The organism is Aminivibrio pyruvatiphilus, from assembly GCF_004366815.1.
Taxonomy (GTDB): Bacteria; Synergistota; Synergistia; order Synergistales; family Aminobacteriaceae; genus Aminivibrio; species Aminivibrio pyruvatiphilus.
Map to the genome: position 1 here is coordinate 75,534 of NZ_SORI01000006.1, position 25,496 is coordinate 101,029.

Here is a 25,496-nt window from a genome sequence, read left to right on the forward strand (position 1 = left end):
AATTTATGTTATTATACTGTCTGAAAAATCTAACGTCAACAAAAAAAGGAAGGGAGAGACTATCTCATGAACATCAGAAAATATGAAGTCCTGCACCGCATCCACGAACTCGGCGTCGTCGGCATTATCCGGACCCCCGACGTGGCCAACGGTATTTCCTCCGCCGAGGCGATCTTCCAGGGAGGGATCACCGCCCTGGAAGTCTCCACCACATTCCCCGGAGCCCTGGACATCATGAAGAGCGCCGCCGCCTCCCACAAGAGCAGCGGGCTCATCCTGGGCGCCGGAACGGTGGCCGATTCGGAGACGGCAAAACTGTGCATCGACGCCGGGGCCGAGTTCATCGTCTCCCACTGTTTCAGCGAAGAGGTGGCGAAGCTGTGCAACCGCTACGGCGTGGCCTACATGCCCGGCGTGGGCACGGTGACGGAGATTGTCCGGGCCATGGAATGGGGGGCGGAAGTGGTGAAGGCCTTCCCCGGGGAAGTGCTGGGGCCCAAGTTCATCAAGGCGGTCCACGGGCCTCTCCCGAATGCGCAGATAATGCCCATCGGAGGCGTCAGCCCGAACAACCTGGAAGACTGGTTCCTCGCGGGGGCTTTTGCCGTCGGCCTGAGAAGCGCCCTCGTCAAACCTGAGGGGCGGGAGGGGGACTACCCCGCCATCCGGCAGACGGCCGAAGAGATCGTCGCCCGTATCGCCCGGATCCGCTGCCACGTGTAAACACCATGGCCAGGATCGAACGGCTTGACCTCTACAAAGTCCCGCCCCGGTGGCTCTTTCTGAAGATCACCACCGACGGGGGCGTGGAAGGCTGGGGAGAACCCGTGGTCGAGGGACGGGCAGACACCGTGGCGGCGGCCGTGAAGGAGATGGGCGACTATCTCGTCGGCGCGGACCCCACGAAGATCGAGGATCTCTGGCAGACCCTCTACCGGGGCGGCTTCTACCGGGGCGGTCCCATCCTCATGAGCGCCATCTCAGGCATCGAGCAGGCCCTCTGGGACATTACCGGAAAAATGGCCGGCCTGCCCATCCACAGGATGATGGGCGGCGCCGTGCGGGACAAAATGAGGGTCTACTCCTGGATCGGCGGCGACCGTCCCGACGACGTCGTGACGGAGGCCAAAAAGCGGGTCGATGCGGGGATGACCGCCGTCAAGATGAACGGCACGGAGGAAATGGCCTGGATCGACAGCTTCACAAAGGTGGAGGAAGTGCTTGCCCGGGTGCAGGCCCTGCGGGACGCCTTCGGCCATTCCCTGGACATCGCCGTGGACTTCCACGGAAGGGTTCACACCGCCATGGCCCGGGTGCTCATGAAGGAGCTGGAACCCTACCGCCTCATGTTCATCGAGGAGCCTGTGCTGGTGGAGAACCGGGAGGCCTTCAGGGAGCTCCGGCGGCACACCGTCACCCCCATCGCCACGGGAGAGCGGAACTTCGGCCGGTGGGACTTCAAGGACCTCATCACCGGCGGAGGGGTGGACATTCTCCAGCCCGACCTCAGCCATGCGGGAGGCATCTGGGAGGTCCGTAAGATCGCCGCCATGGCTGAAGCCTACGATATCGCCATCGCTCCCCACTGCCCTCTCGGCCCCATAGCCCTGGCGGCGTGCCTGCAGCTCGACTTCTGCACGCCCAACGCCTTCATCCAGGAGCAGAGCCTGGGCATTCACTACAACCAGGGAGCGGACCTGCTGGACTACCTGGAGGACCCGTCAGTCTTCCATTACAGGGACGGACATGTTTCCCCGCCTGAAGGGCCGGGACTGGGCATAGCGGTCAGCGGGGCAACGGTGCTGGAAAAGAGCCGGGTGGGACACAACTGGAAAAACCCGGTCTGGCGGAACGCCGACGGATCGGTGGCAGAGTGGTAGAAGAAGCCGGGGGGACCCAAAGGTCCCCCCGGCTCTTTGTAACGGCCGTATGCTCTACAGGAAGGACGGAAGCCAGAGCACGAGGAAGGGCACGTAGGTGACCAGCAGCACCACCGCGAAGAGAACCACGTACATGGGAAGCAGCTCTTTCACCAGCTGCCCCAGGGAAATCTTGGCGATGGAGTTGGTGACGTAGAGCACCGTACCCACGGGGGGAGTGATGAGCCCCACGCAGAGGTTGGTCACCATGATCACGCCGAAGTGGACGGGATCGAGGCCATAGGCCCTGGCCACGGGCAGGAGGATGGGAACCAGCAGGAACAGGGACGGCGTGAGGTCGATGAACATGCCCACCAGGAAGAGCAGGACATTCAGGATGAACAGGAAGACAAGCCTGTCGCTGGTCAGGCCCGTGATGAAGGCCGTCAGCAGCTGGGGCACCTGTCCCACGGCCAGGTACCAGGTCAGGGCCATGGCGGTGGCGCAGACGAGCATGACCACCCCGGTGTTCAGGGCAGCGGCGCGGAAGATCTCCGGGTAGGCGTTGAACTTCACCCCGTAGACGAAGTAGGAGACGATACAGGCGTAGACCACGGCCACCGCGCCGGCTTCCGTGGCCGTGAATATCCCCCCGAGAACGCCGCCCAGGATGATGAGAGGCAGAATGAGGGCCCAGATGGTCTTGGCGAAGATCCGGAAGAACTCCCGAATGCTGACCCGCTCGCCGGCGGGATACTGCCTTTTCCGGGAGAGATACCAGCAGACCCCCATCAGGGCGAAACCTATGAGGATGCCGGGGATGGCCCCGCCGAGAAACAGTTTCGAGATGGAGATCTGGCCGATGGAGCCCAGGATGATCATGGGGATGCTCGGAGGGATGATGGGCCCGATAATCGAGGAGGCCGCAGTGATGGCGGCGGAAAAACCCCGGTCGTACCCTGATTCCTCCATCATGGGCATTTCCAGGGACCCCAGGGCGGCGGCGTCGGCGACGGCAGACCCGCTGATGCCCGCAAAGAGCATGCTGCCCACCACGTTCACGTAGGCCAGTCCGCCTCTGACCCTGCCGATGAGGGCATTGGCGAAGAGCAGGATGTCCTTCACCAGCCCGGCCCTGTTCATGAATTCACCGGCAAGCATGAAGAAGGGGATGGCCAGGAGAGTGTACACGTCCACCCCCGAGATCATCCGCCGGGCCAGTACCATGGCGTCGGGAGTGCCCAGGACGAACATGAGCACCATGCTCGTCAGCCCGATGGCAAAACCGATGGGAAGCCCTGCAAGCGAAAGGACGAGCAGGGAACCCAGAAAGGTCGAAAGCACAAGCATCAGAGGCTTCCCTCCTTCGCGGGGAACCACGTGTCCTTGAGCTGCTTGACTATCTCCACCAGCATCAGGGCGGACATGATCGGGACGGCGGAATACTGCCAGGCCACGGAGATAAGAAGGATCGACGTCTTCTGGATCCGAATCCGGTAGACGTACTGGGCCCCTCCCACAAGGACAAAGGCCGTGAAGACGAGAATGAGGCCGAGAATGACAGTTCTGTACACCTGGCCGCTCCTGCCGGTGAAGCGGTCCGAAATCATGGTGAACGCGGGGTGCATCATGCGCCTCATTCCGGCGACAAACGCGCTGAAACAAAGCCAGACAAAGGCAAAACGGCTCACCTCGTCCACCCAGGTAAAGGCATGATCAAAATAGCGGAAGAAAACGTTGGTGAAAACCGACAGCACCATGACGATCAGGCTGACGATCATGATCACGTCAATGAGCCGATAGATACCGTCGTACAGCGACTTCCAGATACGCAACCGGAGGTCCTCCCTTCTCAAAGAAAAAAGGGGGCGTACAGAACAGACCGTACGCCCCTGCGAGTTCAGGAACCGCTACTTCTTTTCGAATTTTTTGCCGGCTTCCACGATCTCCCTGTAGATGGGCTCGGCATCGGGGGTCTTCTTCAGGAATTCCTCGATGATGGGTACGGCGGCCTGACGGAAGGGTGCAAGGTCGGGATAGGTGACCTTGAGGCCCTTTTCCTCGGTGAGCCTGATGAGTTCCGCATCGCCCTTCTTGGTGGCCTCGGTGATTTCCTTGATGGACACGGCAACGGCCTTGTTGATGGCGTCTCTCTGGGAGTCGGTGAGGCCGTCCCAGAACTTCTGGTTGACCACGAAATACTGGAATCCGAAGATGTGGTTGGTGATGGCCACGTGCTTCTGCACATCATACCAGCCGGAGTAGTAGGAGGTCTCCAGGGGATTGTCCTGTCCCTCGACGACGCCCTGCTGGAGAGCGGTGAACACTTCGCTCATGGGCATGACCACGGTGCTGAAGCCGAAGCCCTGCATGAGCTTGATGATGACTTCGCCCTGCCAGACCCGCATCTTGATTCCCTTGCAGTCGTCCATGGAGTTGATGGGCTTCTTGTTGTTGGAGATGACCCGGAATCCCCTGGGGAAGGCGCCGAGAATCTTCACGCCGAGGGGCTCGAGGTGCTTGTACACCTTCTGGCCGATGGGGCCGTTGAACACCTCGTCGGCGTGTTCGTAGCTGTTCACGAGGTAGGGAAGCTGGAGGAGCTTGAAGATGTCCACGGTATTCTCCCAGAGATTTCCCGTCATGGCCATCTCGATGGTGCCGAGCTGCACTCCCTCGACGAATTCCTGCTCAGCTCCGAGCTGGCTGTTGGGGTAGACCTGGATCTCGAGCTCGCCGTTGGTCTCCTTTTCGACCATGGGCTTGAAGGTTTCATACAGGACCTTGTTGGCGAAATTCTCCGCGGGGAAATAGTTGGCGATCTTGATGACCTTCGCCGCCGAAGCGGACCCGACGAACGAAACGAGAACAACAAGCGCGAGGAACAGGACACCGGAACGTTTCATCATACTCTTCTCAACCTCCTTGGAATGGAACTGCCTTCCGAAGAAATCCTTCGGATATTCAGCATTCTATATCCCTGAAGCGGGGAAGTCAAAAAAATGCTCCGTCTGCCCCATTCTTTCAGTCGAGATAGGCGATGCGCTTGTTCTTCTCCTCGATGAACCGCTCCCGGAAGAGATGCTCCACTATGAGTTCTATGTCCTCCTTCGTGGCCTGCCCCTGGAAGAGAGTGTCGATGCTTGATGAAAGGGTCTTCCGTGACTTGGGGCGGCGGGTCTTGTCCTGTTTCTTCAGTATTTCCAGTACCTTGGCGTATTTCGGCGCCAGGTCCTTGCTGAGGGTGGGCTTCTCCTTGATGTCCTCCAGGGTGATGATGCGCTTCACCTTCTGGCCGAAGAGGGCCACGTGCTTGATCAGCGGGTCGTATCCCGCGTCCATGGAGACGATGTAGTGGCAGGACGACGGATCGGTATGGTTCTTCGCAAGGTAATAGGCGATATGAAAATCCAGGGCGTTCCGCCCCACGCCGCTGATGGTCACCCACTCCACCCGGTCGCCCATGGGCTGGGTCTTCCTGATGGTCTCCGTGGGTATTTTCTTCTGGTTCTCGCCGAGGAAGATGAGAACCTTCGCGTCCTCGATATTCTCCACCTGGACTCCCGGCAGATTCTCGTAGTCGATGTAAATATACTTCTTCATGGATTCTCTCCCTCTTTCAGAAAGGAAACCACCGCTTCGGCGAATTCCTTCGGTTTTTCCGCATGAATGGAATGGGCTGCTCCCTCAACGGACAGGTACTTCCCCCGGGGAAGCTTTTCTGCCAGTTCCCGCCCGGCGGAAGAGGCAAACAGCAGATCTTCCGCGGCGGAAAGGACCAGCGTCGGAGCACTGACGGAGACGGCAAGGTTCCGGCCGTCGAAGGCGGCGATGGCGTTCACCTGGTTCCGGAACGAGACTGGAGCCTGGGGGAAGGGATAGGAGAGGGCAAACTCCACGGCGCCTTTCACCGTGTCCTTGTCCTCGAAAAAGGCGGGGGAAAAAATCCAGTAGAAGACGGTCCGGAAAAAGCCGGCCGGATCTTCCTCCCTCTCGTACAGGTCGGCCAGATCGGAAAAGAGCAGGGTATTCCTGGAGGAACTTTTTTCACCCGTGGCAGCGAGGACCAGCTTTTTCACCCTGTCGGGGTACCGGGCGGCAAGGCTGAGGGCGGTGAAGCCTCCCATGGAATGGCCCAGCACGTGGACGGGGCCGTACCCGAGATAGTCGATCAGGGCGGCGCAGTCGTCCGCCATGAGATCCACAGAAACCGGCGCGTCCTCCGGAACGGAACGGCCGATTCCCCGGTTGTCCACGACGATCACCCGAAAATGCTCCGACAGGGCGGGCAGAACCGTCTGCCAGCTCGAAACGTCCGACGCCAGGCCGGCGACAAGCAACAAGGGAGGCCCGTCTCCTCCGTGCACCTCATAATACAGCTCCACGTCGCTCAGCATCAGCATGGAAGCCAGGATCAGCGTAGCCATTCCACAACCCCTTTCGGCAGGATAGAAACATCTTAACACCGTTGCCTGCCCGAAAAAAGGGCGAATGTGCCGGTACGTGTTTCCGGCTACCGCTTCATGGTCCTCCAGCCGAGGGATTGGGCCAGCCTGCTCCCGTTGGCGATGAGGACGCAGCGGTCAACGTCTTTCTGCTGCCAGGCCTCGTTGATGGCCTTGCCCAGGCTGTCCAGTGCATCCCGCTGCTCCCGTATTCCCTTATATTCGTTGTAGAGAGCCTTCCGGTTTTCGTTCTCCCGGTTGAAAGCCTCCACCTTCGCGTTGTAATCGGCCTGCCTGAACTTGAACGTCTGGAGCATGGACGAGCGCACCGCCTTGTTCTGCTCGTTCCGGATCGCGTCCGCCATCCTGTCCAGCTCCGCCCGTTCGGCGTCGAGCCGGGCTTTCCTGCTCTTCTGCTGTTCGTCCAGACCCTTTATCCTGTCCGCCTGCTGCTTCATTGTGCCGCCCAGGCGGTTCCGTTCGTTCGATATAGCTTTTCCAAGGGCCTGCAGCTGTTTTTTGGCCCGTTCGACGTACTCCCTGTCAAGATTTTTGTTGTTCCCCCGCTGGATGATTTTCAGCGAGAAGCGGGTCAGGTTGTTCGTCGACGCGAGGATGCTGACCTTGTAGTGATGGTAGGCCGCGTTATTGGCAGGTTTTCCGGAGGGTGCGGTGTAGCTCAGCTCGTGGGATGTTCTCTGGTCGCTTCCAGCCACGGAGTTCTGTGCCCACTCGTTTCCCGCCGGGGTCATGAAGAGAATGTCCACCGATGTAGGGTAGTCCGACCCCACGCTGACCGAAAAGCTGTCGCCGGGATTGCATTTTATCGTGTAGGTGTAGGGATAGGGTCCCCCGACGGTGCCGGAGGTGGAATAGTCCGCGGATGAGGGCTGAACGGCGGCACAAAGGACACACAGTGCAGAAAGCAGGACAAACAAAGACGTTCTGGGGATGTTCGTTTTTTTCATATCGCTCTCCTTTCCGGGGGGTGAGCACAACCGTCTCTCAAAGATCCAGCCAGGCGTTCCCCATTCCATACCGTATCTTATCGGCATTGTCTATAAAGAGACTCTCCATCACGTCATTCAGATACGTGTAGCTTGTTATGGAACCGCCGTCCGCGGCGACTGTCACGTAGACAAGATCGCCCTTTTCGGGGTAGAAATATATGGTTCCGCCCGCCGGGGGCTGCTGCCACGAATGGTCCACGGAGTAGCAGGTACCCGAAAACAGTTCCGGCACCCCCTCCGACATCGGGTGCCGCAGTCTGAAAACGACACTTTTCCATGTACTCTGCCTGTCGGTCTCCAGCGTCTTTACCTCTTCCACCACCGCCGTCGCCCTGATCTTCGACTGCTCCGACATCCGGGAGTACACTTCCGGCGGCATCACGCTCTCCGCCGGAAAACAGAATGCGGAAAAAAGAAAAACCAGCACTGATGCAGCGATTCTGCAACGATTCATCCGCTTCCCTCCTCTCCCGAAGTATTTTCTTCCTGCTTGTGCCGTCTTCGGGAACAGCATCCTGAGACACTTTTCCGCTGCGGCATCCGCCGCAGTTTCCGCCGATGACGGCTTATCCCTGCCCGGCCTGTTTCGAAGTGAACCGGCATGATGACGGCAATTGACGTGACAAATTACAATTAACTCAATGTTATAATATCATCCGGTCCGTTGAAGCTCAAGGGAAGGGGGTTCTCCGGTGAACGGGAAAAAAGGATGGATTCTTCTCTGCATTCTGTGGGCAGGATCGGTGCTTTTCGCCGGTGCTCCGGCCGGAGCGTCGCTTCCTTCGGGGGAGGAACTCCGGGTGCGCCCCGCCCCGGCCTTCGTCTCGGGTACGGGAGTGAACGTAAGGTCCGGCCCGTCCACGGCATTTAAAAGCCTGGGAAAGCTGGACGGCCAGGATTCTGAAGAACTGGCGGCAGTAGACGCGGCCCGGGGAGAGGACGGAAAAACATGGTTCCTGATTCTTTCCGCAAAAGCCGGGGAAGGATGGATCCGGGGGGATTTCCTCAGGTTCGAGGGGCTGGACGATTCCCTGTGGCGTCTCTTCACCCGAATCCGCCGGGATCTCGGCGTCACACCTGTCATGGCCGTTTCTCGCCTGGGAAAGCCGGACACAACAAAAAGCCGGTCCTTCCGCCCTGAAGACAGGCCGGAGGATGTCACCGAGACGGAAATGGTCTACCCCGAAGGAACCCTGGTGTTCTGGAGTATGAAGGACGGCGCCTTTCTCGTGTCGGCTGACTTCACGGGAAGAATCGACGGCTTCGGTGAGGTCGCCTTCGGAGCGGACGCTGACGCAGTTGAGAAACTGCTCGGGCCGCCTCACGGGGTGCGGAACCGGGTATGGACCTACCACTCGGGCATGAGCCGGATCCACATCCGCTTCGACATGGACGGCCGTGTCGACCGGCTGATTCTCGAACGGGATCCTTACTAGGAAAGCAACATGACGAAGGCCCCGGCATTCTTGCCGGGGCCTTCGTTTTTCACCGGATAAATCCCAGCATTCTCGGCAGGAAAAGAGAAATGGGGGCGACGTAGGTTACGAGGAGAAGCACCCCGAGCAGGGCTGCCACAAACCGCATGGATGCCGCGGACACTCTTTCCAGGCTCAGCCCCGTGATGCCGCAGCTCACGAAGAGGCAGACCCCCACCGGCGGAGTGGCCATTCCGATGGCCAGGTTCAGCACCATCATGAAGCCGAAATGCAGGGGGTGGATTCCCAGCTTCACCGCTATAGGGGCAAGGATCGGGGCGAGGAGAATGATGGCCGCGCCTGTTTCCATGAACATCCCCACGATGAGGAGCAGGATGTTCACGATGAGAAGGAATACGTAGGGGTTCGACGTGGCCGAAAGAAACATCGACGAAAGTTTCACCGGAATCTGGTTCGCCGCGATAACCCAGGCGAACACGTTGGCCATGGAGATAATCAGCAACACCGCGCCGGTGGTGATGCCGCTCTGGAACAGAATGTGGGGCAGATCCCTCCACGTTATTTCCCTGAACACGAACTTGCCGACGAAAAAGGCGTAAATGACCGCCACAGCCGCAGCTTCGGTAGGTGTGAACACCCCTCCGAGAATCCCTCCCAGGATGATGATGGGAGCCATCAGCGCCCAGATGGAAGACCTGAACTCATGGGCGACCCGTTTGGAAGAAAACCCTTCCGACTTAGGGTAGTTCCGTTTTTTCGAAACGCGGTAGACCACTATCATGAGGGCGATGCCCATGAGAATCCCGGGGATGAAGCCTGCCGCAAACAGCCCTCCCACCGAGACATTCACCGAAACGCCGTAGATGACCATGATGATGCTCGGGGGAATGATGGGGCCGATCACCGACGACGTCGCGGTGACCGCGGCGCTGAAGTCGACGTCGTAGCCGTTCTTTTCCATGGAGGGGATCATGATCGATCCTATGGCAGACGTGTCCGCCACTGCGGAGCCGCTGATGCCGGCGAAAATCATGGACGCCAGGATATTGGCGTGGGCAAGGCCGCCCCTGATGTGCCCCACGAGACTGTCGGCAAAGGCGATGATCCGTGCCGTGGTGCCTCCCCGGTTCATGAGATCCCCCGCGAGAATGAAAAAGGGGACCGCCATGAGAGGGAAAGAATCGATTCCAGCAAACATCCTCTGCGCCACGAGCTGCATCGGCACACCCATGGCGAAAATCACCGCCATGCCGGTCATGCCGAGGACCAGGGCAAGGGGGATGCCGATGATGAAGCAGAGAAGAAATACTCCCGTCATGAGGACCGTCATTGCCCGGCACCTTCCTTTCCCTTCAGCGCCGCTTCAAGCTCCAGGTCCGCCGTGGAGAGGGACCGTGAGGACCGGCTCAGGACGAGAAAAAGCAGGTGCAGGAACATGTACACCGAGCCGACGGGAATGGCCAGGTAGGGTATCCACATGGGAAAGTCCATGGCGGGAGACGTCTGGCTCCAGAGGCTTATCATGAGGTTCACGCCCTGGACGGTAACTGCCGCGAGAAACACCATTACGGCAAGCTCCGCGGCGAAGGTGACTTTCCGCCTCAGTCCTTGCGGCAGCCGGTCCATGAACAGGGTCACTCCGATATGCCTTCCCTTCCCCATGGCGTACCCGGCACCGAGAAACGTCACCCAGACCATCATGTACCTCGCGGCTTCCTCAGACCACCGGATGGGGTCGTTGAGCACAAACCTGTAAAAGACCGCCAGAAAGGCTATGATTCCCATGCCCCCCATGAGAGCGGCCACGAGGACGAAAGCGGCACGGTCAAAAACTGCGAGAATCCTTTGAAGTACTTTCACTTCTCCACCTCTCCTTCAGAGCGAAAGGGGGACAGGGCGGCTGCCCGCCCTTCCCCCGGCAATCAGTGCTGTTCTTTCAAAAAGCACGGTTCCTTTTCGGAAATTTACTTCAGCATCTCCGCCATCTTGGCCTCTGCCGCCGCCACCGCTTCCAGGGCTTCCTTCACCCACTGCTCGCCCGCCTGGGACTTCACGTAGTCGAGCACGGGAGGCTGGGAGACGGAGCGGAATTCGTTGAGCTGGGCAGCCGTGGGGACATAGACGGTCATTCCCTTTTCCGTCACGTTGAGAATGCCCGACTGGACCTGCCGCTCGGAAATGGCCCTCTGGGCGATGTTGAAGAGCTGGGCTCCCTCGTACAGGGCCGCCTTCTGGTCCTCGGACAGCTTTTCCCACACCTTGTCGTTGACGAACATAATCAGGGGGTTGTACAGGTGGCCGTCAAGGATGGTGTGCTTCTGCACCTCGTAGTACTTGCCGTTGTTGGTCAGGGTCATGGGAAGCTCGCAGCCGTCCACCACACCCTGCTGGAGGGCCATGTACAGCTCGCCGAAGGCCACGGGGGTGGGAGAAGCGCCGAGGGCCTCCACCATCTTCATGTGGGCGGGGTTCTCCATGGTCCTGATCTTCAGGCCCTTCATGTCCGCCACGGACTTGATCTGCTTCTCGCTGGTGACAAAGTGCCGGTAGCCGTTTTCGCTGATGGCGAGGGTCCGGATGCCGGTGACCTTCCGCATTTCCTCCATGAGTTTCCTTCCGAAGGGTCCGTCAAGAACTTCCCACGCCACGACCTGGTTCGGGAACAGATAGGGGATGTCGAACACCATGATGGGTTTGAACAGGGTGGGAACGGGCCCCGTGGTGATGGTCCCGAGCTCGATGGTCCCCATCTTCAGTCCCTCGAGGATCTCCTTTTCGCTGCCGAGCTGGGAAGCGTGGAACACCTCGATCTTCACCGACCCGCCGGTCTTGTTCTGCACGTGGTTCCGGAACAGCTCGACAGCGATGACCGTCCGGTCCTCCGGGTCCGCCGGGCCGGCGTTGGCCAGCTTCAGCGTCACGTTCGCCGCAGCGGCGGCTCCTGCAAGGGACACTACCAGAACAAGGGCGCACAACACTTTCATCATTTTTTTCATTCTCTCTCTCCAACCTTTCTTTTAAATCTTGGTAAATTTGCCATAGCATTATAAACTAAAGTTCGAGTTCTGCAAGTGGCAATCTGCCCGAATTCGCTGTAGACTAAAAAAAGATATTGTCAGGCGGCATAGAGAATATTTTTCAGTCGGGGACAGGCTTCGCAGGATATTTCACCGGAACGGCACAAGAGAGACAGGTTCCATGACGGCACTATTCCCTTGCGGAGGAAACGTCGATACTCAAACTGCAGAACCGCGCTTCGCTGTTTTTTTGAGTGTTCTGCAGAGGCTCAACGGATCATTCCAGGAGGTTTTTCCTATGAGCGACATGCGAATGGCCAACATTGACAAACTGACCAGGGAAATAGAGAAACTCCTCTCCGGGGAGGACGTTTCGGAACATTTGCCTCCGGCTCCCGAGGACCGGGACGCGTCCTGGGAGATACGTGTTTCGGACGACCGTCTTGCGGTCTATCTTGACATGTACCCCTCCACGGGAGACGGGGCCCCTCCCGATGCGGCAAAAATCTGCGGAAAACTGGCAGCCATGGGGGTGCGGAATGTGGACCAGGACAGGGTGATGGCCCTGTCGACCCTGTGCGGGGAAGGCTATCCGGCCTCAGGGGAGGATTCGCTCGTCGCCCGGGGCATTCCCCCGCAGGCCCCCGTTCCGGGAGAAATAGAGTTCCTTGTCCTCATGGAAAGAGCGCAGCGAGCGGAGGATGACGACACCCCCATCGACTGGAAAAACCTCTGGATAACCCCGTCGGTACATGAAGGAGACGTCATCGCCCGCATCCATCCCCCGAAAGAAGGAACCGACGGAATCGACGTCTTCGGCAACCCGATCACCGCCGTCTCCCATACAGTCAACCGCATCCGCTACGGCGACGGCGTCACCGTGGCGGAAAGCGGGGACGGGACCGTGGAGATCGTCTCGGCACGGATCGTGGGGCAGCCCGTTTTCCGGGACAATATGCTGGATGTGCTTCCCCTGCTGATAATCAACGGCGACGTGGACATCACGACCGGCAATATCGACTTTTCCGGCTCCGTCCTGGTGACAGGCTCAGTGCTGGAGGGCTTTTCCGTCAGGGCGGAGAGGGAGGTGACCGTGCAGGGATGGGTATACAACGCCCGCATTCAGGCAGAAGGCAGCTGTGTCGTCAGGGGCGGCATTACGGGAGAACGGGCTTTCATCTCCGCAGGGGAGGACATCCGTATCGGCGTGGTCGAACACGCCGCCGTCAGCGCTTCCCGCAAGCTGGAGGTCTTCGGTTACGCTCTTTCCGCCACGCTCGAAGCGGGGGAGTCTGTCTACGTCCAGGGGAGAAACCGCAGGGGCATCGTCAGCGGAAGCTGTACCGCCGGCAACTCCATCGAGGCCATCTCCGCCGGCTCCCCCATGGAGTCGCCCACCGTTCTCGAAGTGGGGCGCGACCCGTTCCGCCTCCGGGTAATCCAGGAACTCGAACGGAAACAGGAGGTTTTTCTGGACATGCAGAAAAAGATTGAGAAAGCCATTCTCTCCATCAAGAGGAACGGACCTTCCCTCGACCTCAATGTCCTTACGGAGGAAGAGAAAGGCAAACTCGCCCTCCTTGTGCACTACCACGGCAGAATGAAGGCTTCCGCCGCAGAGCTGGGCGCCAGGATCGACAATGAAAAACGGGCCTCCCTGGGCGAACACCGGGTTCTGCCCCGCGTCCGCATCCGGGACAGAATTTACCCCAACGTCACCCTGAAAATCTGGGGGCAGAACCTGGTGATCAAACAGCAGGAATCCCACGTTTCTTTCACTATGGACAGGGACCGGGGACAGATAGCGAGAGGCGTTTTCTGAGGGCGAAATGTCCCGAAGGAGGTATGGAGCGATGGAAAAGTGGAATAACGATCTGCTCAAGGAAATTGAGGCAATTGCCTCCGCGGCGGAACTGCATGCGGACGGGGACTCTTCCGAGGACGGAAAAAGGGTGCCCGAGGAAGGCTTGGTATTAAATGAGGTTCGCCACTACTCCACGTCGAGCGGTGTGGCGATCTGCCGGATGATGTACGATCCGGAGGGGGGTCCCGAAGACTTCATCCTGGAAAAGGTCAACCCCGCCTTCTGTTCCCTCTTCGGTGTCACCCGGCAGAACGCCGAGGGGAGGACGGGCAGGGACTTTTTCGTCGACGGGAAGGCCCTCCGCGGTCTTGGCACTCTGGACCGGGTCCTCAGGGAGGGAGAGACCGCGTCGTACCTTTTCTACCTCGAAAAATTCGGCAGAGTGTTTGACATCCTCGTGTTTTCTCCCGGGGGCGACACGATCTGCATGGTGTGTTCCGATGCCTCCAAGCAGGCATCCGGAGAGCGGGAGCGCCGGGAGAACCAGCGTTTTACCGAGAGCGTCTTCGAAAGCGTTGATGTATGGATTACCCTGCTGGACGGAGGGGGAGGGATCGTCTTCTGGAACGCCACGGCGGAGAGATTGTCCGGGATTTCTGCCGACGAAGCCCTCTCGGGGAGGCTTTCTTTCTGGGACAGACTGCTCCCCGACAGCCGGTACCGAAAATTCATCCTCGAAAAAGTGGAAGCCTGCCGGAAGGGCAGCGTTCCCGAGGTCCGGATTGAAACCGGAATTCGGACGGCGGACGGAACGGACCTGTACCTGGAGTGGACAGTCCGCCTCTGGCACTTTAAGGACACGGGCACGGAAGGCCTTCTGCTCCTGGGGCGGGACGTCACGGAGATCCGCCGGCTGGAGGGAGAGCTTCGGGAAAGCGAGCGCCGGTATGCCGCCGCCTTCCGCGAAACCTGGGTCCCCATGTTCATCGTCGATCCGGAGACATGGACCGTCACCGACTGCAACGACGCCGCCCTCGCCTTCTACGGCTATTCCAGGGAAGAGATGGTCGGCAAGAAAAACACCCTGTTCAACATGCAGCCCCCCGAGGAGCTGAGCATCAACCTGGAAAAGGCGAAGACGGGACAGGAAGGCCGGTTCGTCTTTCCTCACCGCCTGAAAAACGGTGAAATCCGTACGGTGGAGGTATTTGCGTCCCCCATCCCATTCCGCGGAACCCACTGCATCTTCTCCATCGTTCACGACATAACCGAAAAGCAGCGCCTCGAAGAACAGCTCCGTTTGCTCTCTTTCGACAGTTCCCTGGTGGCGAAAACCCTCGCGGGCATTCTGGAAAGCTCGCCCAATTACCTGTACGTTTTCGACCGGGAAGGAAAACTGCGTTTCGCCGGAGAGCGGGGGGCCGCCCTCTTCCATCGGACGCCGGAGGAGATGACCGGCCTTTCCTGGAGGCAGCTCGGCGTTCCCGAAGACCGGGCAGGCCTGTTCACTGAACACCTGGAACAGGTTTTCTCCACAGGAAAAGGGACTACCGGAAAAATCTCCCTTCCCGCCGCCAACGGCGACATATCGATGGAGTTCGCCCTGAACGCGACCTGCAGGGACGACGGAAGCGTCGACAAGGTATTCTGCCTGATGAGGAACGTTCAGTAAAAGGTGAAAGGCGGTGGGCCATGGACGAACTGCGCATGGCGAACCTTGAGAAGCTGGTGAGAGAAGTCGACCATTTTCTCTCCGCCGTGAAGGATTCCGGAGTGCTGCCGGTGGAGGACAGGGATGGGTCTTGGAAACTCCGGATCTCGGAAGATCATATGTCGGCATGGCTGGAAACCTACCCTTCCGTCGGGCGGGGAGCTCCCCTGGACGCCGTGAAGATCATCGACGCCATCGAGGAAACGGGAATTCTGCACCTGGACCGGGAAAAGGTACGCCAGATCGTGGAACGATGCAACGAGGGAATCGAAACGACGGGAGAGAATGCCCTCGTGGCGTCCGGCACCCCTCCCCGGAACCCCGTGGAGGGAACCGTTGAATTTCTCGTACCCTTTGAAAAGACCAGGCTGATCGACGAAAACGACGAACGGTCCGTAGACTGGAAAAAACTCTGGACCATACCCACAGTCCATGCAGGTACGGCAATAGCCCGAATCCACCCTCCCCGGGAAGGCGCAGCGGGTCTTGACATCTACGGCACTTCAGTTCCGCCGCCCCGCCCGGCACCCTTCCGGGTGAGGTACGGCGAAGGGGTCATCGTCTCCGAGGAGAACGGCGTGACGGAAGTCCTCACCGCCCGGGACCTGGGTCAGCCCGTGTACCGCAGCGGCGAGCTCGATGTTCTTCCCGTACTTGTGGTGGAGGGCGATGTCAACATGCTGTCGGGGGACATCGATTTCATTGGCACCGTCATCGTAAGAGGTTCCGTGACCGCAGGCTTTTCGGTGAAAGCGGGCAGGGACGCGGCCGTTTCGGGTTCCGTCTTCAATGCCTTCGTCGAGGCGGCCGGAAACTGCATCGTCGAGGGCGGGATTGTGGGCGAACACTGCGAAATCAGGGCGGGAGAGGATATAAGGGCCGGGTTCGTGGAATACGGCCTTCTGATCGCAGGCGAAAACATCGAAATTTTAGGGTACACACTCTTCGCCGCACTGGAGGCGAGACAGTCCGTCCTGGTGCAGGGGAAGAACAGGAGGGGAATCATCGGCGGCGTCACCACGGCGGGAACCATGATCAAGGCGCTTTCCGCCGGTTCCGCCATGGAGCCGAAAACCCTTCTGGAAGCCGGGAGAGATGCCATCAGGAGCAGGACAATCGGGGAACTGGAGTCGAAACTGAACGAACTTGAAAAAATGATGAAGAAGATAGAAATGGCAATGCTCTCCCTCAGACCTGCAACCGGCGCATTTGATCCCCAAAAACTATCAGAAGAAATAAGGGGGAAGCTCCTCCTTTTGGCGGAGTGCCACAAGAAGGTGGAATCAAAAAAGGCGGAGCTCGCGATGAGAATCCAAGACGAGAGACGGTCGATGCTGGCTGAAAGAAAAGGGTCGCCGGTGATCAAAATACGGGACAGGATTCACGCGAACGTGACGGTAAAGATATGGGAGTCCCAGGTGACCGTATCTTTGACTGAATCCTCCGGGACCTATTCTTTCGACCGGAAGACCGGTACCGTACAAAAAGGCGGGTTCTGAGGGGAAGGGATTCGCCTGAAAGGGGCTGATATCTTGAGCAACGGGGAAGACAGCCTTCGGGAAACGATGGAGGATCTGAGCGAGATCATCCGGAAGGCGGAAGAGGAGGAAACGCCGGACAAGTATTTTTCGGAAGAAAATGAACAGTCGCTGTGCAAGGCGCTTTTATGGAACATGGAGCAGGCGGTTGCCGTACACCGTCTTCTTTACGACGACACAGGAAAAGCCGCCGATTACCTCTGCGAGAAGGTCAATCCAGCCTTTGAAGCAGTTTCAGGCATTCCACAGGAAGAGTATGTGGGAAAAAAAGGGAGCGACCTGTTCGGGGAGACAATTCCCTATTTCGACATTTTCGTCCGCGTCGCCGAGACTGGGAGAAAGATACAGTTCAAAGCATATTACCCGGAGGTCGGCAGATTTTTCGACATGTGGGCTTTCTCGCCCGAGTGGGGGAGGTTCGCCCTGCTCTTTACGGACGCGACCCGCTCGGTCCTGGCGGAGAGAGAACATCAGCTCGACCATAGCTTCCTGGGCGGAATAATGGATAACGTCAACTTCTGGCTGATGGTCTTCGACGACCGCCGGAACATGCTCTTCTGGAACAGGACGGCCGAGAGGCTGAGCGGGTATTGCTCCGAGGAGGCCCTGTCTCCGGCCTGCCCCATCCTTGAAAAGCTCTTTCCCGAACAGGACGGCCGCGAATCCGTGCTGGAAGAGATGAAGAAGATGGCCTATTCCACTGAAGACTCTCCGGGGGAACTGAAGACAGACGTGGCCGTCCGGGGCGGAACCCGCACGATCGCGTGGACATGCAGCCTCTGGAAGAGCGAGGAGGAGGGCCAAAGCGGCATTATCGCCGCAGGACGTCCCGTGGCCGGCAACCGGAGTGCATAACGGGAAACACCGTTCAGTGCACAGGAAGACGTCCGGGATGCTTCTCTGTACCCATACGGCGTCTCAGTTTATTGTCCATGGTGTGTCAGGCTTCAAAAACTCGTTTGTAGGGAGGATAAATATAATGAACTGCCTCGCTTTGCTCGGAAGCCCAAGAAAAGACGGCAACACCGCCAGGCTCCTCGCCTCCTTTCTGGAGGGGGCGGCTTCGGAAGGACACACGGTGCGCACCGTCCGCCTCCAGGAGAAGAAAATCCTGCCCTGTACCGGCTGCGACGGCTGCAAGAAAGACGGGAAGGGAACGGGCAGATGCGTCCTCACTGACGACATGGCCGGCCTGTACCCGGCGGTGCTCGAGGCGGACGTCATCGTCCATGCCTTCCCCGTCTACTGGTGGTCTATGCCCGCCCAGACAAAACTCTTCCAGGACAGGCTCTACGCTCTCGACTACGCCCTCTTCAGCGGAAAGAAAATGTACTTCCTGACCACCTACGGAGGAGAAGACCCCAACTCAGGCCCCGATATCGTGGAGCGGACCTTCCGGGACGTCTGCGACTTTCTCGGCATGGAGTTCCGCGGCAGCCTCGGCGTATGCTCAGGATCCCTCCCCGTCCAGGAAAACACGTCCATCCTCGAAAAGGCGTTCCGGATGGGCGCCGGTATCTGAGGCAGGCCCTCCTCTACTCCGCCCTCACCACCGCCCCCTTCGCCGCCGAGGACGCCAGCCGGGAGTACAGGGCCAGGTGTCCCCGGGTGACCTTGGGGGCGGGTTTTTTCCACGATGCAAACCTTTCCCAGATCTCCCCGTCTGAAACGTGGAGGTGCAGGGTGCCTTCGATCACATCGACGGTGATTTTGTCTCCGTCCCGGACGATGGCCAGCGGGCCGCCCTCCGCCGCCTCGGGAGAGATGTGCCCCACGAAGCACCCGTTGTTCGTCCCCGAAAACCGGCCGTCGGTCACCAGGGCGGTGCTTTTGTTCAGACCCATGCCGTAAAGGTACTTCATGGCCCGGTACATCTCCCGCATGCCCGGGCCGCCCTTCGGCCCCTCGTAGCGGATCACCACCACGTTTCCAGCCTGGATTTTTCCGGCCAGGATGGCGGCGTTCGCGTCGTCCTCACTGTCGAACACCCGGGCCTCGCCGGTGAACACGTGAAGGGAAGGATCGATGGCCCCCGGCTTGGTCACCGCCGTGTCGGGGGCGAGATTCCCCCTGAGGACGGCGATGCCGCCCCGGGGCGAGAAAGGGGCTTCAAGGGTCTTCATCACATCGTCGTTCTCCGGGAAGGGGAAGACACAGGCCGAAACGTTCTCCTCCACCGTCCTGCCCGTACAGGTGAGGGCGTCTTTCTGCAGCAGGGGCATCATTCTCTTCAGCATCCTGGGGATGCCCCCGGCCATCCAGAAATCTTCCGTATTCCACTTCGACGCCGGGTTGACCCGCACGATCTGGGGCGTCTCGGGACCAAGGCGGGAGAAGAGGTCCATGACGTCCACACCGGCCTCCGCCTCGGCGGCGATGGCCGCCAGGTGCATCACCGCGTTGGTAGAGCCGCTCATGGCGAGGGTCGCCCGGACGGCGTTTTCGATGGAAAGTCCGTTGAGAATCTTCCGGGCGGTGAGTCCCTCCCGGGCCATGCGGCAGATGACCTCGCCCGTCTCGCAGGCGAGACGAAGCCGCTCCGAGTGGACCGCCGGAATCAGGGCCGCGCCCGGCAGGGTCATGCCGAGGACTTCCGCGAGGCAGCACATGGTGTTCGCCGTGCCGAAGAAGGAGCAGGACCCGCAGGTAGGGGCGCACAGATTCTCCAGGGACCGGAACCTCTCCTCGGATATCTTCCCTGAAGCCAGCATCCCGAGGGCTTCGTGAAGAGACGTCTCGTCGGTCTTCCGGCCGTCGAACTCCACCCCGCCGAGCATGGGCCCGCCGGTGATCATGATGGCCGGGATGTCGAGCCTGGCCGCCGCCATGAGCATGCCGGGAACGATCTTGTCGCAGGAAGCGAGGAGGACCAGTGCGTCCAGGTGGTGAGCCTCCGCCACAAGCTCGATGGAATCGGCGATGACCTCCCTCTGGGGCAGAATGAAGTGCATTCCCCGGTGCCCTTCGCAGACGCCGTCGCAGGAAGCGATGACGCCGAATTCCGCCGCCACTCCCCCCGCCCTGTGGATGCCCTTCTTCACCTGCTCGCTGACCATGTTCAGGTTGAAATGGCCCGGAACGAGGGTATTCCAGGAATTGGCGATGCCGATCACCGGCCTGTCGCCGAAATCGCCGTCGCAATACCCCATGGATTTCCACAGCGCCCGCGCCCCGGCGTTCTGGGGACCGGCGAAAACCTCGGAACTTCTCCACCCCTTCGACATGCTTATCCTCCTCAGTGAAAATTCGTCGTTTTCAAAATTCATGGTAGGTGAAGAACCTGCGGCAGTCAACGGGGGAATTCAGGCCCGCCGCCCTCCGCCTGGGTATCATGGATTGCTGTCATCCTGAGGCCGGTTACTGGGCCGATCGCGTCCCCGAAGGGGGAGGATCTCGGTTTTGATTCTGGAGAGAACCAAGCCCGAGATCCTTCGCTCCGCTCAGGATGACACCCCTGTTGTCCCGAACGAGCGAAGCGAGGAGGGACCTGCTTTTGGCTCCATTGCCTCAAAACAAGACCCTTCGCTCCGATCAGGATGACAAGCGCCCCCGGAATTCCCGCCGCGTCGGGGATGAAAAAGCAGGCCCTTCCCGGCTCATTCAATACGCCAGGAACATTTCGCAAATTTTCCTCAAAGGGGCTATAATTTCCGAGGGAAACTTCCTGTCCTTTTCCGGGTACGGCCTTTCTCCCCCGCTGCCGGGGGTATCCTGTCCGAAATTTAAGGAGGATGTCATGAAGAAAGCCTATATTGTGGGAACCTGCGACACGAAGTATGAAGAGCTCGCCTTTGTCCGGGACATCATTGCCGGGAAGGGCGTGGGGACCGTCCTGGTGGACGTGGGAACAAAGCCCCACGGAAACCCCGTGGACGTGACGGCAGCCGAAGTAGCCGCATGCCATCCTTCGAAGCCCGGCTTCCTCTCATCCGCCAGGGAGCGGGGAGAGGCCGTGGGCGCCATGGGCGAGGCCCTGGCGGCCTTCCTTCCCGCAAGGGATGACCTCGGCGGGGTCATCGGCCTCGGCGGCTCGGGCGGAACGTCCATCATCACCTCCGGCATGAGAATGCTGCCCCTCGGAACGCCGAAGATTATGGTCTCCACCATGGCCTCGGGCAACGTGGCCCCCTACGTGGGCCCCAACGACATCGCCATGATGTATTCCGTCACCGACGTGTCGGGGATCAACAGGGTCTCCAGGGTGGTCCTGGCGAACGCCGCCAACGCCCTCGCAGGCATGGTGAGCGGCCCCGTCCCCCACGGCAAGGACCGGCCCCTTCTCGGCATGACCATGTTCGGCGTCACCACCCCCTGCGTGGACATGGTCCGCCACGCCATGGAAAAAGACTTCGACTGCCTCGTCTTCCACGCCACCGGCACCGGCGGCCAGTCCTTCGAAAAACTCGTGGACTCGGGCATGATGAAGTGCGTCCTTGACATCACCACCACGGAAATCTGCGACCACCTCATGGGCGGCGTCCTCTCCGCCGGGGAAGGGCGGCTCGATGCCTTCATCCGGACCGGAATCCCCTACGTGGGCTCCGTGGGGGCCCTGGACATGGTAAACTTCGGGGCCATGGACACCGTGCCCGAGAAATACAGGGACAGAAAGCTCTATGTCCACAACCCCCAGGTGACCCTCATGCGCACCACCCCGGAGGAGAACGCCCGCATGGGCGAATGGATCGGGGAAAAACTGAACAGGTTCCCCGGGCCCGTGCGCTTCCTGCTGCCCCTGAAGGGCGTCTCCATGATTGACGCACCGGGGCAGGCCTTCCACTGGCCTGAGGCGGACGAGGCTCTCTTCTCCGCCCTTGAGCGCACCTTCAGGCAGTCGAACCATCACCGCCTGGTGAAGCTGCCCCTGAACGTGAACGATCCCGAGTTCGCCGCGGCCCTCGTGGAGAACTTCCGGGAACTTCATCCATAAACCAAAGGGAAGGGAAGGGATTTCATGAAACGGTTCACCCGTACCGAACTTCTGGCCCGCTTCCATGACATGGCGAAAAAGAAGGAGCCCATCATCGGCGGCGGAGCCGGCACAGGAATCTCCGCCAAGTGGGAAGAGGCCGGCGGCATAGACCTCATCGTCATCTACAACTCCGGCCGCTACCGCATGGCGGGACGGGGTTCCCTCGCGGGACTCCTCGCCTACGGCAACGCCAACGACATCGTCAAGGAGATGGCCTACGAAGTCCTCCCCGTGGTGAAGAAGACGCCGGTCCTGGCTGGCATCAACGGCACCGACCCCTTCGTCATCTGGGACAGGTACTTCGACGAGCTGATCTCCCTCGGCTTCGCCGGCGTGCAGAACTTCCCCACCGTGGGGCTCATCGACGGGGTCTTCCGGGCCAACCTGGAAGAGACCGGCATGGGGTACGCCCTTGAAGTGGAGGCCATCCGGGCCGCCCACGAGCGGGACCTCCTCACCACCCCCTACGTCTTCAGCGAAGAGGACGCCGTGGCCATGACGAAAGCCGGAGCGGACATCCTTGTGTGCCACATGGGGCTCACCACCAAGGGATCCATCGGCGCCAAGACCGCCAAGACCCTCGACGAATGCGCCGTCCTCATCGAAAAATGGGCGAAGGCGGCCAAAAAGGTCCGCAAGGACGTGATCGTCCTCTGCCACGGAGGCCCCATCGCCATGCCGGAAGACGCCTCCTTCATCCTCAAAAAATGCAGGAACGTCCACGGGTTCTACGGCGCCAGCTCCATGGAGCGCCTGCCCACGGAGACGGCCATCAAGGCCCAGACGGAAGAGTTCAAGAAGATCACTTTCTAGGAAACGAACCGGCACCGCAGACAGAAAAGGAGGGAACGCCATGCCCAGAGTGTATTACAGCACCATCATTTCAGCCCCCATCGAGGAAGTATGGGAATACGTGAGGGACTTCAACGCCCTGCCCAAGTGGCATCCGGGGATCAAGGCCAGTGAAATCGAGGGCGGATGCGGCCCCGAATGCACCGCATGCGTGGGAAGCGTCCGCCATTTCCAGCTCGCCGACGGCTCCTGGATGAGAGAGCAGCTTCTCTCGCTCTCCGACGCCGATTTTTCCGTCACCTACACTATCCTGGAAACAGGCATGAAGCTGAAGAACTACGTGGCTTCCCTGAGCCTCGCGCCGGTCACAGCCACCGATGAGACCTTCGCCGAATGGGAAGCCGTCTTCGACGTCACCGACCCGGCCGCGGAGGAGGAGACCACGGACATCGTCTACGGAGTATTCAGTTCGGGACTCGAAAACCTGGATGAAATGCTCATGGAGGAGTTCGAAGGCGATTCCTGCTGCGGATGCGGCGAAGGGGAATGCGGCGGCTGCGGCTGCGGAGAGGAATAACCTGAAGGTTCCGGGACCGGGCGCATGCGTCCGGTCCCTCTTTTTCAGAAGGGGATGGAGGATATGAAAAAAAGAACAGCCGTTCTCGCCTTTCTGCTTCTTTTCCTTGCCGGCGCCGGAGAAGGCGCGGGCTGGTACAACATGTACACGGGAGGGGTCTGGAACAACCCCGGATCCTGCCTTATCGACACCATGATCTACAACAAGACCATGGCCAACGCCACACTGAAGACCATGCAAAAAAATCAGTCCCAGGGAACCCGGCCCCAGAAGCAGACTCCGCAGGCACCCCAGGCTTCCCGGGCACGCCCCACCACCTACCGGCCGTCGGGAAAGCCCTCCCCCGTTCCGTCCGCCCTCGCCCGGACGCTCACCGACAGGAAAGCGGACAGGGACACCATGACCGCCTTCTTCAACGAGGCGCTGGCGAACTACGGGGACTACGCGCGGCAGGCAAAGCGCCCCAATGACCTTGGACTCGCCATGGCCTTCTTCTTCGGGGTGTGCATCGGCATCACCACAGACAACCAGGTGGACGATCCGGCCATATTCGCCGCCGCCCGGCAGATGGACGTGGTCCTCGCCGAACAGACGGGCGTCGGCTCCGCCCCCGATGCGAAAAAGGAGGAAATGGCCCACACCCTGGCCTGCCTCGCCACCTTCGCCCTTGCCGGCGTGACCCAGGCGGAGGAGGAAGGCAACCCTGAAGGGGCGGAATCCTTTCGGGAACTGGCACGGCAGTCCATGAGCGAAGTTTTCGGCATCGACGTGGACAGAGTGAAAATGGACCACGGAGGGCTCCGGATACTGGACTGAGCACCCGGTAAACAGAATGGTTTGACATCCCGAGCGAAGTGTATGTTTTGTCATCCCGAGCGAATGCTCGGGATCTCGCCTTTGCTGTCGTTCTGAGCGAAGCGAAGAACCTCGCTCTTGCTGTCGTTCAGAACTGAACGGTTGATCGCGGTCGCATTTGTTTGCCATCCAGAACGACCGAAGGGCGGAGGGATCTCGCCTTTGGTTCTGAGTACCGTCAAATCCTGAGATCCCTCCCCTCCGGGGACGCGATCGGCCAAAAACCGGCCTCGGGATGGCTCCTGAAAACCCACTGCGAGATCCTTCACTTCGTTCAGGATGACAAACCGGGATCCTTCACCTCCGGGGACGCTCCCTCCGCTTCGCTCTGAATGCTGCGCGACCGCGACCGCGATCGCATTTGTTTGTCATCCCGAACAACCGAAGGGCGGAGGGATCTCGCCTTTGGTTTGAGTGCCGTCAAACCCTGAGATCCCTCCCCTCCGGGGACGCGATCGGCCAAAAACCGGCCTCGGGATGACAATCCGAGGGCGAGTAAGCTTCTGCCCCTTCCCTCCTGCATCCAGCCTCCTTTTCCGGAAATTCCGTTGTGAAAAAAAGAATCAAATTGACTCTTTGTACCGGGAGTGTTAACGTTGTCTGACAACAGACATTCAGGATCGAAAGTGCATCCTGTTTCTCCCTGCCCCTGGCTGAAAACGACACGGAGGAGGAGTCTTTTCTTGGACGTCATCCCATTCCAGAGAAAAAACCGGAGCGACGTGATTTTTGAAAAACTCCAGGAACTCATAGGTGACGGGCAATGGAAGCCCGGAGACCGTTTCCCCACGGAAATGGAGCTCACCCGGCTGTTCAACGTGGGGCGGTCCACCGTCCGGGAAGCACTGAACCACCTGAAAACCTCAAACCTCATCCAGGTCGTGCCCGGAAGGGGCACCTTCGTTACAGAACCTCTCGGGGTCGAACATCAGATCCTATCCCGCCACATTCCCGACAGCGCCACCGCACAGGAACTATTCAACATCATCGAATTCCGCATCTGCATAGAGCCTTCCACCGCCTATCTCGCGGCGGAACGGATCTCCCATGCCCAGAAGAAAAAAATCCTCGGTATCGCCGGGGCGGTGGACAACGAAGATCTTTCTCCGTCCGGGTTTGCCGAAACCGACATCGCATTCCATATCTTTCTTGCGGAAATCACCGGCAACCCCCTTTGTGTGGAGACAATGAACTACCTCCACACCTTCTTCTACAAGCAGCAGATCGTCACGTCCCTCATCGCGGCACGAAAAAAGGCTGCGGCCCAGAGCCACATCGCCATAGCAAAAGCCGTGGCCGCCCATAACCCAAAGCTTGCGGAAAAGGAAATGCGTGCCCATCTGTGCAATACCAGGGAGTATCTTGAAAGCATCGTCCGGGAAACGGCCTTTTCGGGAGCGGCACCCCGGGAAAAAGAAAGCCGTTTATAGATTCAGCTGACAAGGTCCCGCTTTCAATTACACAGGGAAGCGGCAATTTT

At 59.6% G+C, this 25,496-nt stretch carries 24 protein-coding genes; 13 read left to right on the forward strand and 11 right to left on the reverse strand.

Features of this window, described 5'->3' with window-relative positions:
* Positions 1 to 66 precede the first annotated feature (66 nt).
* Both C8D99_RS06230 and dgoD read left to right on the forward strand, forming a co-directional pair.
* Positions 67 to 723 carry a bifunctional 4-hydroxy-2-oxoglutarate aldolase/2-dehydro-3-deoxy-phosphogluconate aldolase gene (locus C8D99_RS06230; protein WP_133957266.1) on the forward strand — a complete coding sequence of 219 codons (657 nt, stop codon included), beginning with the start codon at positions 67 to 69 and terminating at the stop codon, positions 721 to 723.
* 5 nt (positions 724 to 728) lie between these two features.
* Positions 729 to 1,880, forward strand: a complete 1,152-nt coding sequence (dgoD, locus tag C8D99_RS06235) for a galactonate dehydratase (protein ID WP_133957267.1) — start codon at positions 729 to 731, stop codon at positions 1,878 to 1,880.
* A gap of 54 nt (positions 1,881 to 1,934) precedes the next feature.
* On the opposite strand, the gene C8D99_RS06240 is transcribed toward dgoD, so the two are convergent.
* The 7 genes from C8D99_RS06240 to C8D99_RS06270 all read right to left on the reverse strand — a co-directional run bounded on the left by C8D99_RS06240 (position 1,935) and on the right by C8D99_RS06270 (position 7,768).
* Positions 1,935 to 3,209, reverse strand: a complete 1,275-nt coding sequence (locus tag C8D99_RS06240; protein ID WP_133957268.1) for a TRAP transporter large permease — start codon at positions 3,207 to 3,209, stop codon at positions 1,935 to 1,937.
* Positions 3,209 to 3,694 carry a TRAP transporter small permease gene (locus C8D99_RS06245; RefSeq protein ID WP_133957269.1) on the reverse strand — a complete coding sequence of 162 codons (486 nt, stop codon included), beginning with the start codon at positions 3,692 to 3,694 and terminating at the stop codon, positions 3,209 to 3,211. The genes C8D99_RS06240 and C8D99_RS06245 overlap by 1 nt, the downstream gene beginning before the upstream one ends.
* A gap of 75 nt (positions 3,695 to 3,769) precedes the next feature.
* On the reverse strand, positions 3,770 to 4,768 hold the full coding sequence (locus C8D99_RS06250; RefSeq protein ID WP_133957270.1) for a TRAP transporter substrate-binding protein: 999 nt from the start codon (positions 4,766 to 4,768) through the stop codon (positions 3,770 to 3,772).
* Between the two features lie 115 nt (positions 4,769 to 4,883).
* Positions 4,884 to 5,462, reverse strand: coding sequence for a PIN domain-containing protein (locus tag C8D99_RS06255; RefSeq protein WP_133957271.1), 579 nt, complete (start codon positions 5,460 to 5,462; stop codon positions 4,884 to 4,886).
* Positions 5,459 to 6,286 (reverse strand): alpha/beta fold hydrolase, encoded by an 828-nt coding sequence (locus C8D99_RS06260; RefSeq protein ID WP_166670044.1) that lies wholly within the window; start codon positions 6,284 to 6,286, stop codon positions 5,459 to 5,461. The genes C8D99_RS06255 and C8D99_RS06260 overlap by 4 nt, the downstream gene beginning before the upstream one ends.
* Positions 6,287 to 6,372: 86 nt before the next feature.
* Complete coding sequence (locus C8D99_RS06265; RefSeq protein ID WP_133957272.1) at positions 6,373 to 7,272, reverse strand: OmpH family outer membrane protein; 900 nt, start codon at positions 7,270 to 7,272, stop codon at positions 6,373 to 6,375.
* Between the two features lie 37 nt (positions 7,273 to 7,309).
* Complete coding sequence (locus C8D99_RS06270) at positions 7,310 to 7,768, reverse strand: hypothetical protein (RefSeq protein WP_133957273.1); 459 nt, start codon at positions 7,766 to 7,768, stop codon at positions 7,310 to 7,312.
* Positions 7,769 to 8,006: 238 nt separating this feature from the next.
* Between C8D99_RS06270 and C8D99_RS06275 the strand changes: the two genes are divergently transcribed.
* The gene (locus tag C8D99_RS06275) at positions 8,007 to 8,750 is read left to right on the forward strand and encodes an SH3 domain-containing protein (RefSeq protein ID WP_133957274.1); all 744 of its coding nucleotides are present in this window, start codon (positions 8,007 to 8,009) and stop codon (positions 8,748 to 8,750) included.
* A 49-nt stretch (positions 8,751 to 8,799) separates the two neighbouring features.
* Here C8D99_RS06275 and C8D99_RS06280 read toward each other — a convergent pair whose 3' ends face one another.
* The 3 genes from C8D99_RS06280 to C8D99_RS06290 all read right to left on the reverse strand — a co-directional run bounded on the left by C8D99_RS06280 (position 8,800) and on the right by C8D99_RS06290 (position 11,737).
* Positions 8,800 to 10,080, reverse strand: coding sequence for a TRAP transporter large permease (locus tag C8D99_RS06280; RefSeq protein WP_133957275.1), 1,281 nt, complete (start codon positions 10,078 to 10,080; stop codon positions 8,800 to 8,802).
* Positions 10,077 to 10,610, reverse strand: coding sequence for a TRAP transporter small permease (locus tag C8D99_RS06285; RefSeq protein WP_133957276.1), 534 nt, complete (start codon positions 10,608 to 10,610; stop codon positions 10,077 to 10,079). Before C8D99_RS06285 ends, C8D99_RS06280 begins: the two co-directional genes overlap by 4 nt.
* Before the next feature lie 104 nt (positions 10,611 to 10,714).
* On the reverse strand, positions 10,715 to 11,737 hold the full coding sequence (locus tag C8D99_RS06290) for a DctP family TRAP transporter solute-binding subunit (RefSeq protein ID WP_133957360.1): 1,023 nt from the start codon (positions 11,735 to 11,737) through the stop codon (positions 10,715 to 10,717).
* A gap of 328 nt (positions 11,738 to 12,065) precedes the next feature.
* Between C8D99_RS06290 and C8D99_RS06295 the strand changes: the two genes are divergently transcribed.
* From C8D99_RS06295 to C8D99_RS06315, 5 genes are all read left to right on the forward strand, one after another.
* Entirely contained in the window at positions 12,066 to 13,589 is a 1,524-nt protein-coding gene (locus C8D99_RS06295; protein ID WP_166670045.1) for a DUF342 domain-containing protein, read from the forward strand.
* 31 nt (positions 13,590 to 13,620) lie between these two features.
* On the forward strand, positions 13,621 to 15,243 hold the full coding sequence (locus C8D99_RS06300) for a PAS domain-containing protein (RefSeq protein WP_166670046.1): 1,623 nt from the start codon (positions 13,621 to 13,623) through the stop codon (positions 15,241 to 15,243).
* A gap of 20 nt (positions 15,244 to 15,263) precedes the next feature.
* Positions 15,264 to 16,781 carry a DUF342 domain-containing protein gene (locus C8D99_RS06305; protein ID WP_133957279.1) on the forward strand — a complete coding sequence of 506 codons (1,518 nt, stop codon included), beginning with the start codon at positions 15,264 to 15,266 and terminating at the stop codon, positions 16,779 to 16,781.
* 33 nt (positions 16,782 to 16,814) lie between these two features.
* Entirely contained in the window at positions 16,815 to 17,675 is an 861-nt protein-coding gene (locus C8D99_RS06310; protein WP_133957280.1) for a PAS domain S-box protein, read from the forward strand.
* Positions 17,676 to 17,799: 124 nt separating this feature from the next.
* Positions 17,800 to 18,342: a flavodoxin family protein gene (locus tag C8D99_RS06315; protein ID WP_166670047.1), complete on the forward strand. Its 543-nt coding sequence runs from the start codon at positions 17,800 to 17,802 to the stop codon at positions 18,340 to 18,342.
* A 13-nt stretch (positions 18,343 to 18,355) separates the two neighbouring features.
* Here C8D99_RS06315 and ilvD read toward each other — a convergent pair whose 3' ends face one another.
* Positions 18,356 to 20,044, reverse strand: a complete 1,689-nt coding sequence (ilvD, locus tag C8D99_RS06320) for a dihydroxy-acid dehydratase (RefSeq protein ID WP_133957282.1) — start codon at positions 20,042 to 20,044, stop codon at positions 18,356 to 18,358.
* A 512-nt stretch (positions 20,045 to 20,556) separates the two neighbouring features.
* Between ilvD and C8D99_RS06325 the strand changes: the two genes are divergently transcribed.
* The 5 genes from C8D99_RS06325 to C8D99_RS06345 all read left to right on the forward strand — a co-directional run bounded on the left by C8D99_RS06325 (position 20,557) and on the right by C8D99_RS06345 (position 25,446).
* Positions 20,557 to 21,750, forward strand: a complete 1,194-nt coding sequence (locus C8D99_RS06325) for a Tm-1-like ATP-binding domain-containing protein (protein ID WP_133957283.1) — start codon at positions 20,557 to 20,559, stop codon at positions 21,748 to 21,750.
* A gap of 24 nt (positions 21,751 to 21,774) precedes the next feature.
* Entirely contained in the window at positions 21,775 to 22,605 is an 831-nt protein-coding gene (locus C8D99_RS06330; protein ID WP_133957284.1) for a phosphoenolpyruvate hydrolase family protein, read from the forward strand.
* 40 nt (positions 22,606 to 22,645) lie between these two features.
* Positions 22,646 to 23,161: an SRPBCC family protein gene (locus tag C8D99_RS06335; RefSeq protein WP_133957285.1), complete on the forward strand. Its 516-nt coding sequence runs from the start codon at positions 22,646 to 22,648 to the stop codon at positions 23,159 to 23,161.
* Positions 23,162 to 23,224: 63 nt separating this feature from the next.
* Entirely contained in the window at positions 23,225 to 23,977 is a 753-nt protein-coding gene (locus tag C8D99_RS06340) for a DUF6683 family protein (RefSeq protein ID WP_133957286.1), read from the forward strand.
* A gap of 722 nt (positions 23,978 to 24,699) precedes the next feature.
* A complete protein-coding gene (locus tag C8D99_RS06345; protein ID WP_166670048.1) occupies positions 24,700 to 25,446 on the forward strand; it encodes a FadR/GntR family transcriptional regulator in 747 nt (248 codons plus the stop codon).
* Positions 25,447 to 25,496: the final 50 nt, after the last annotated feature.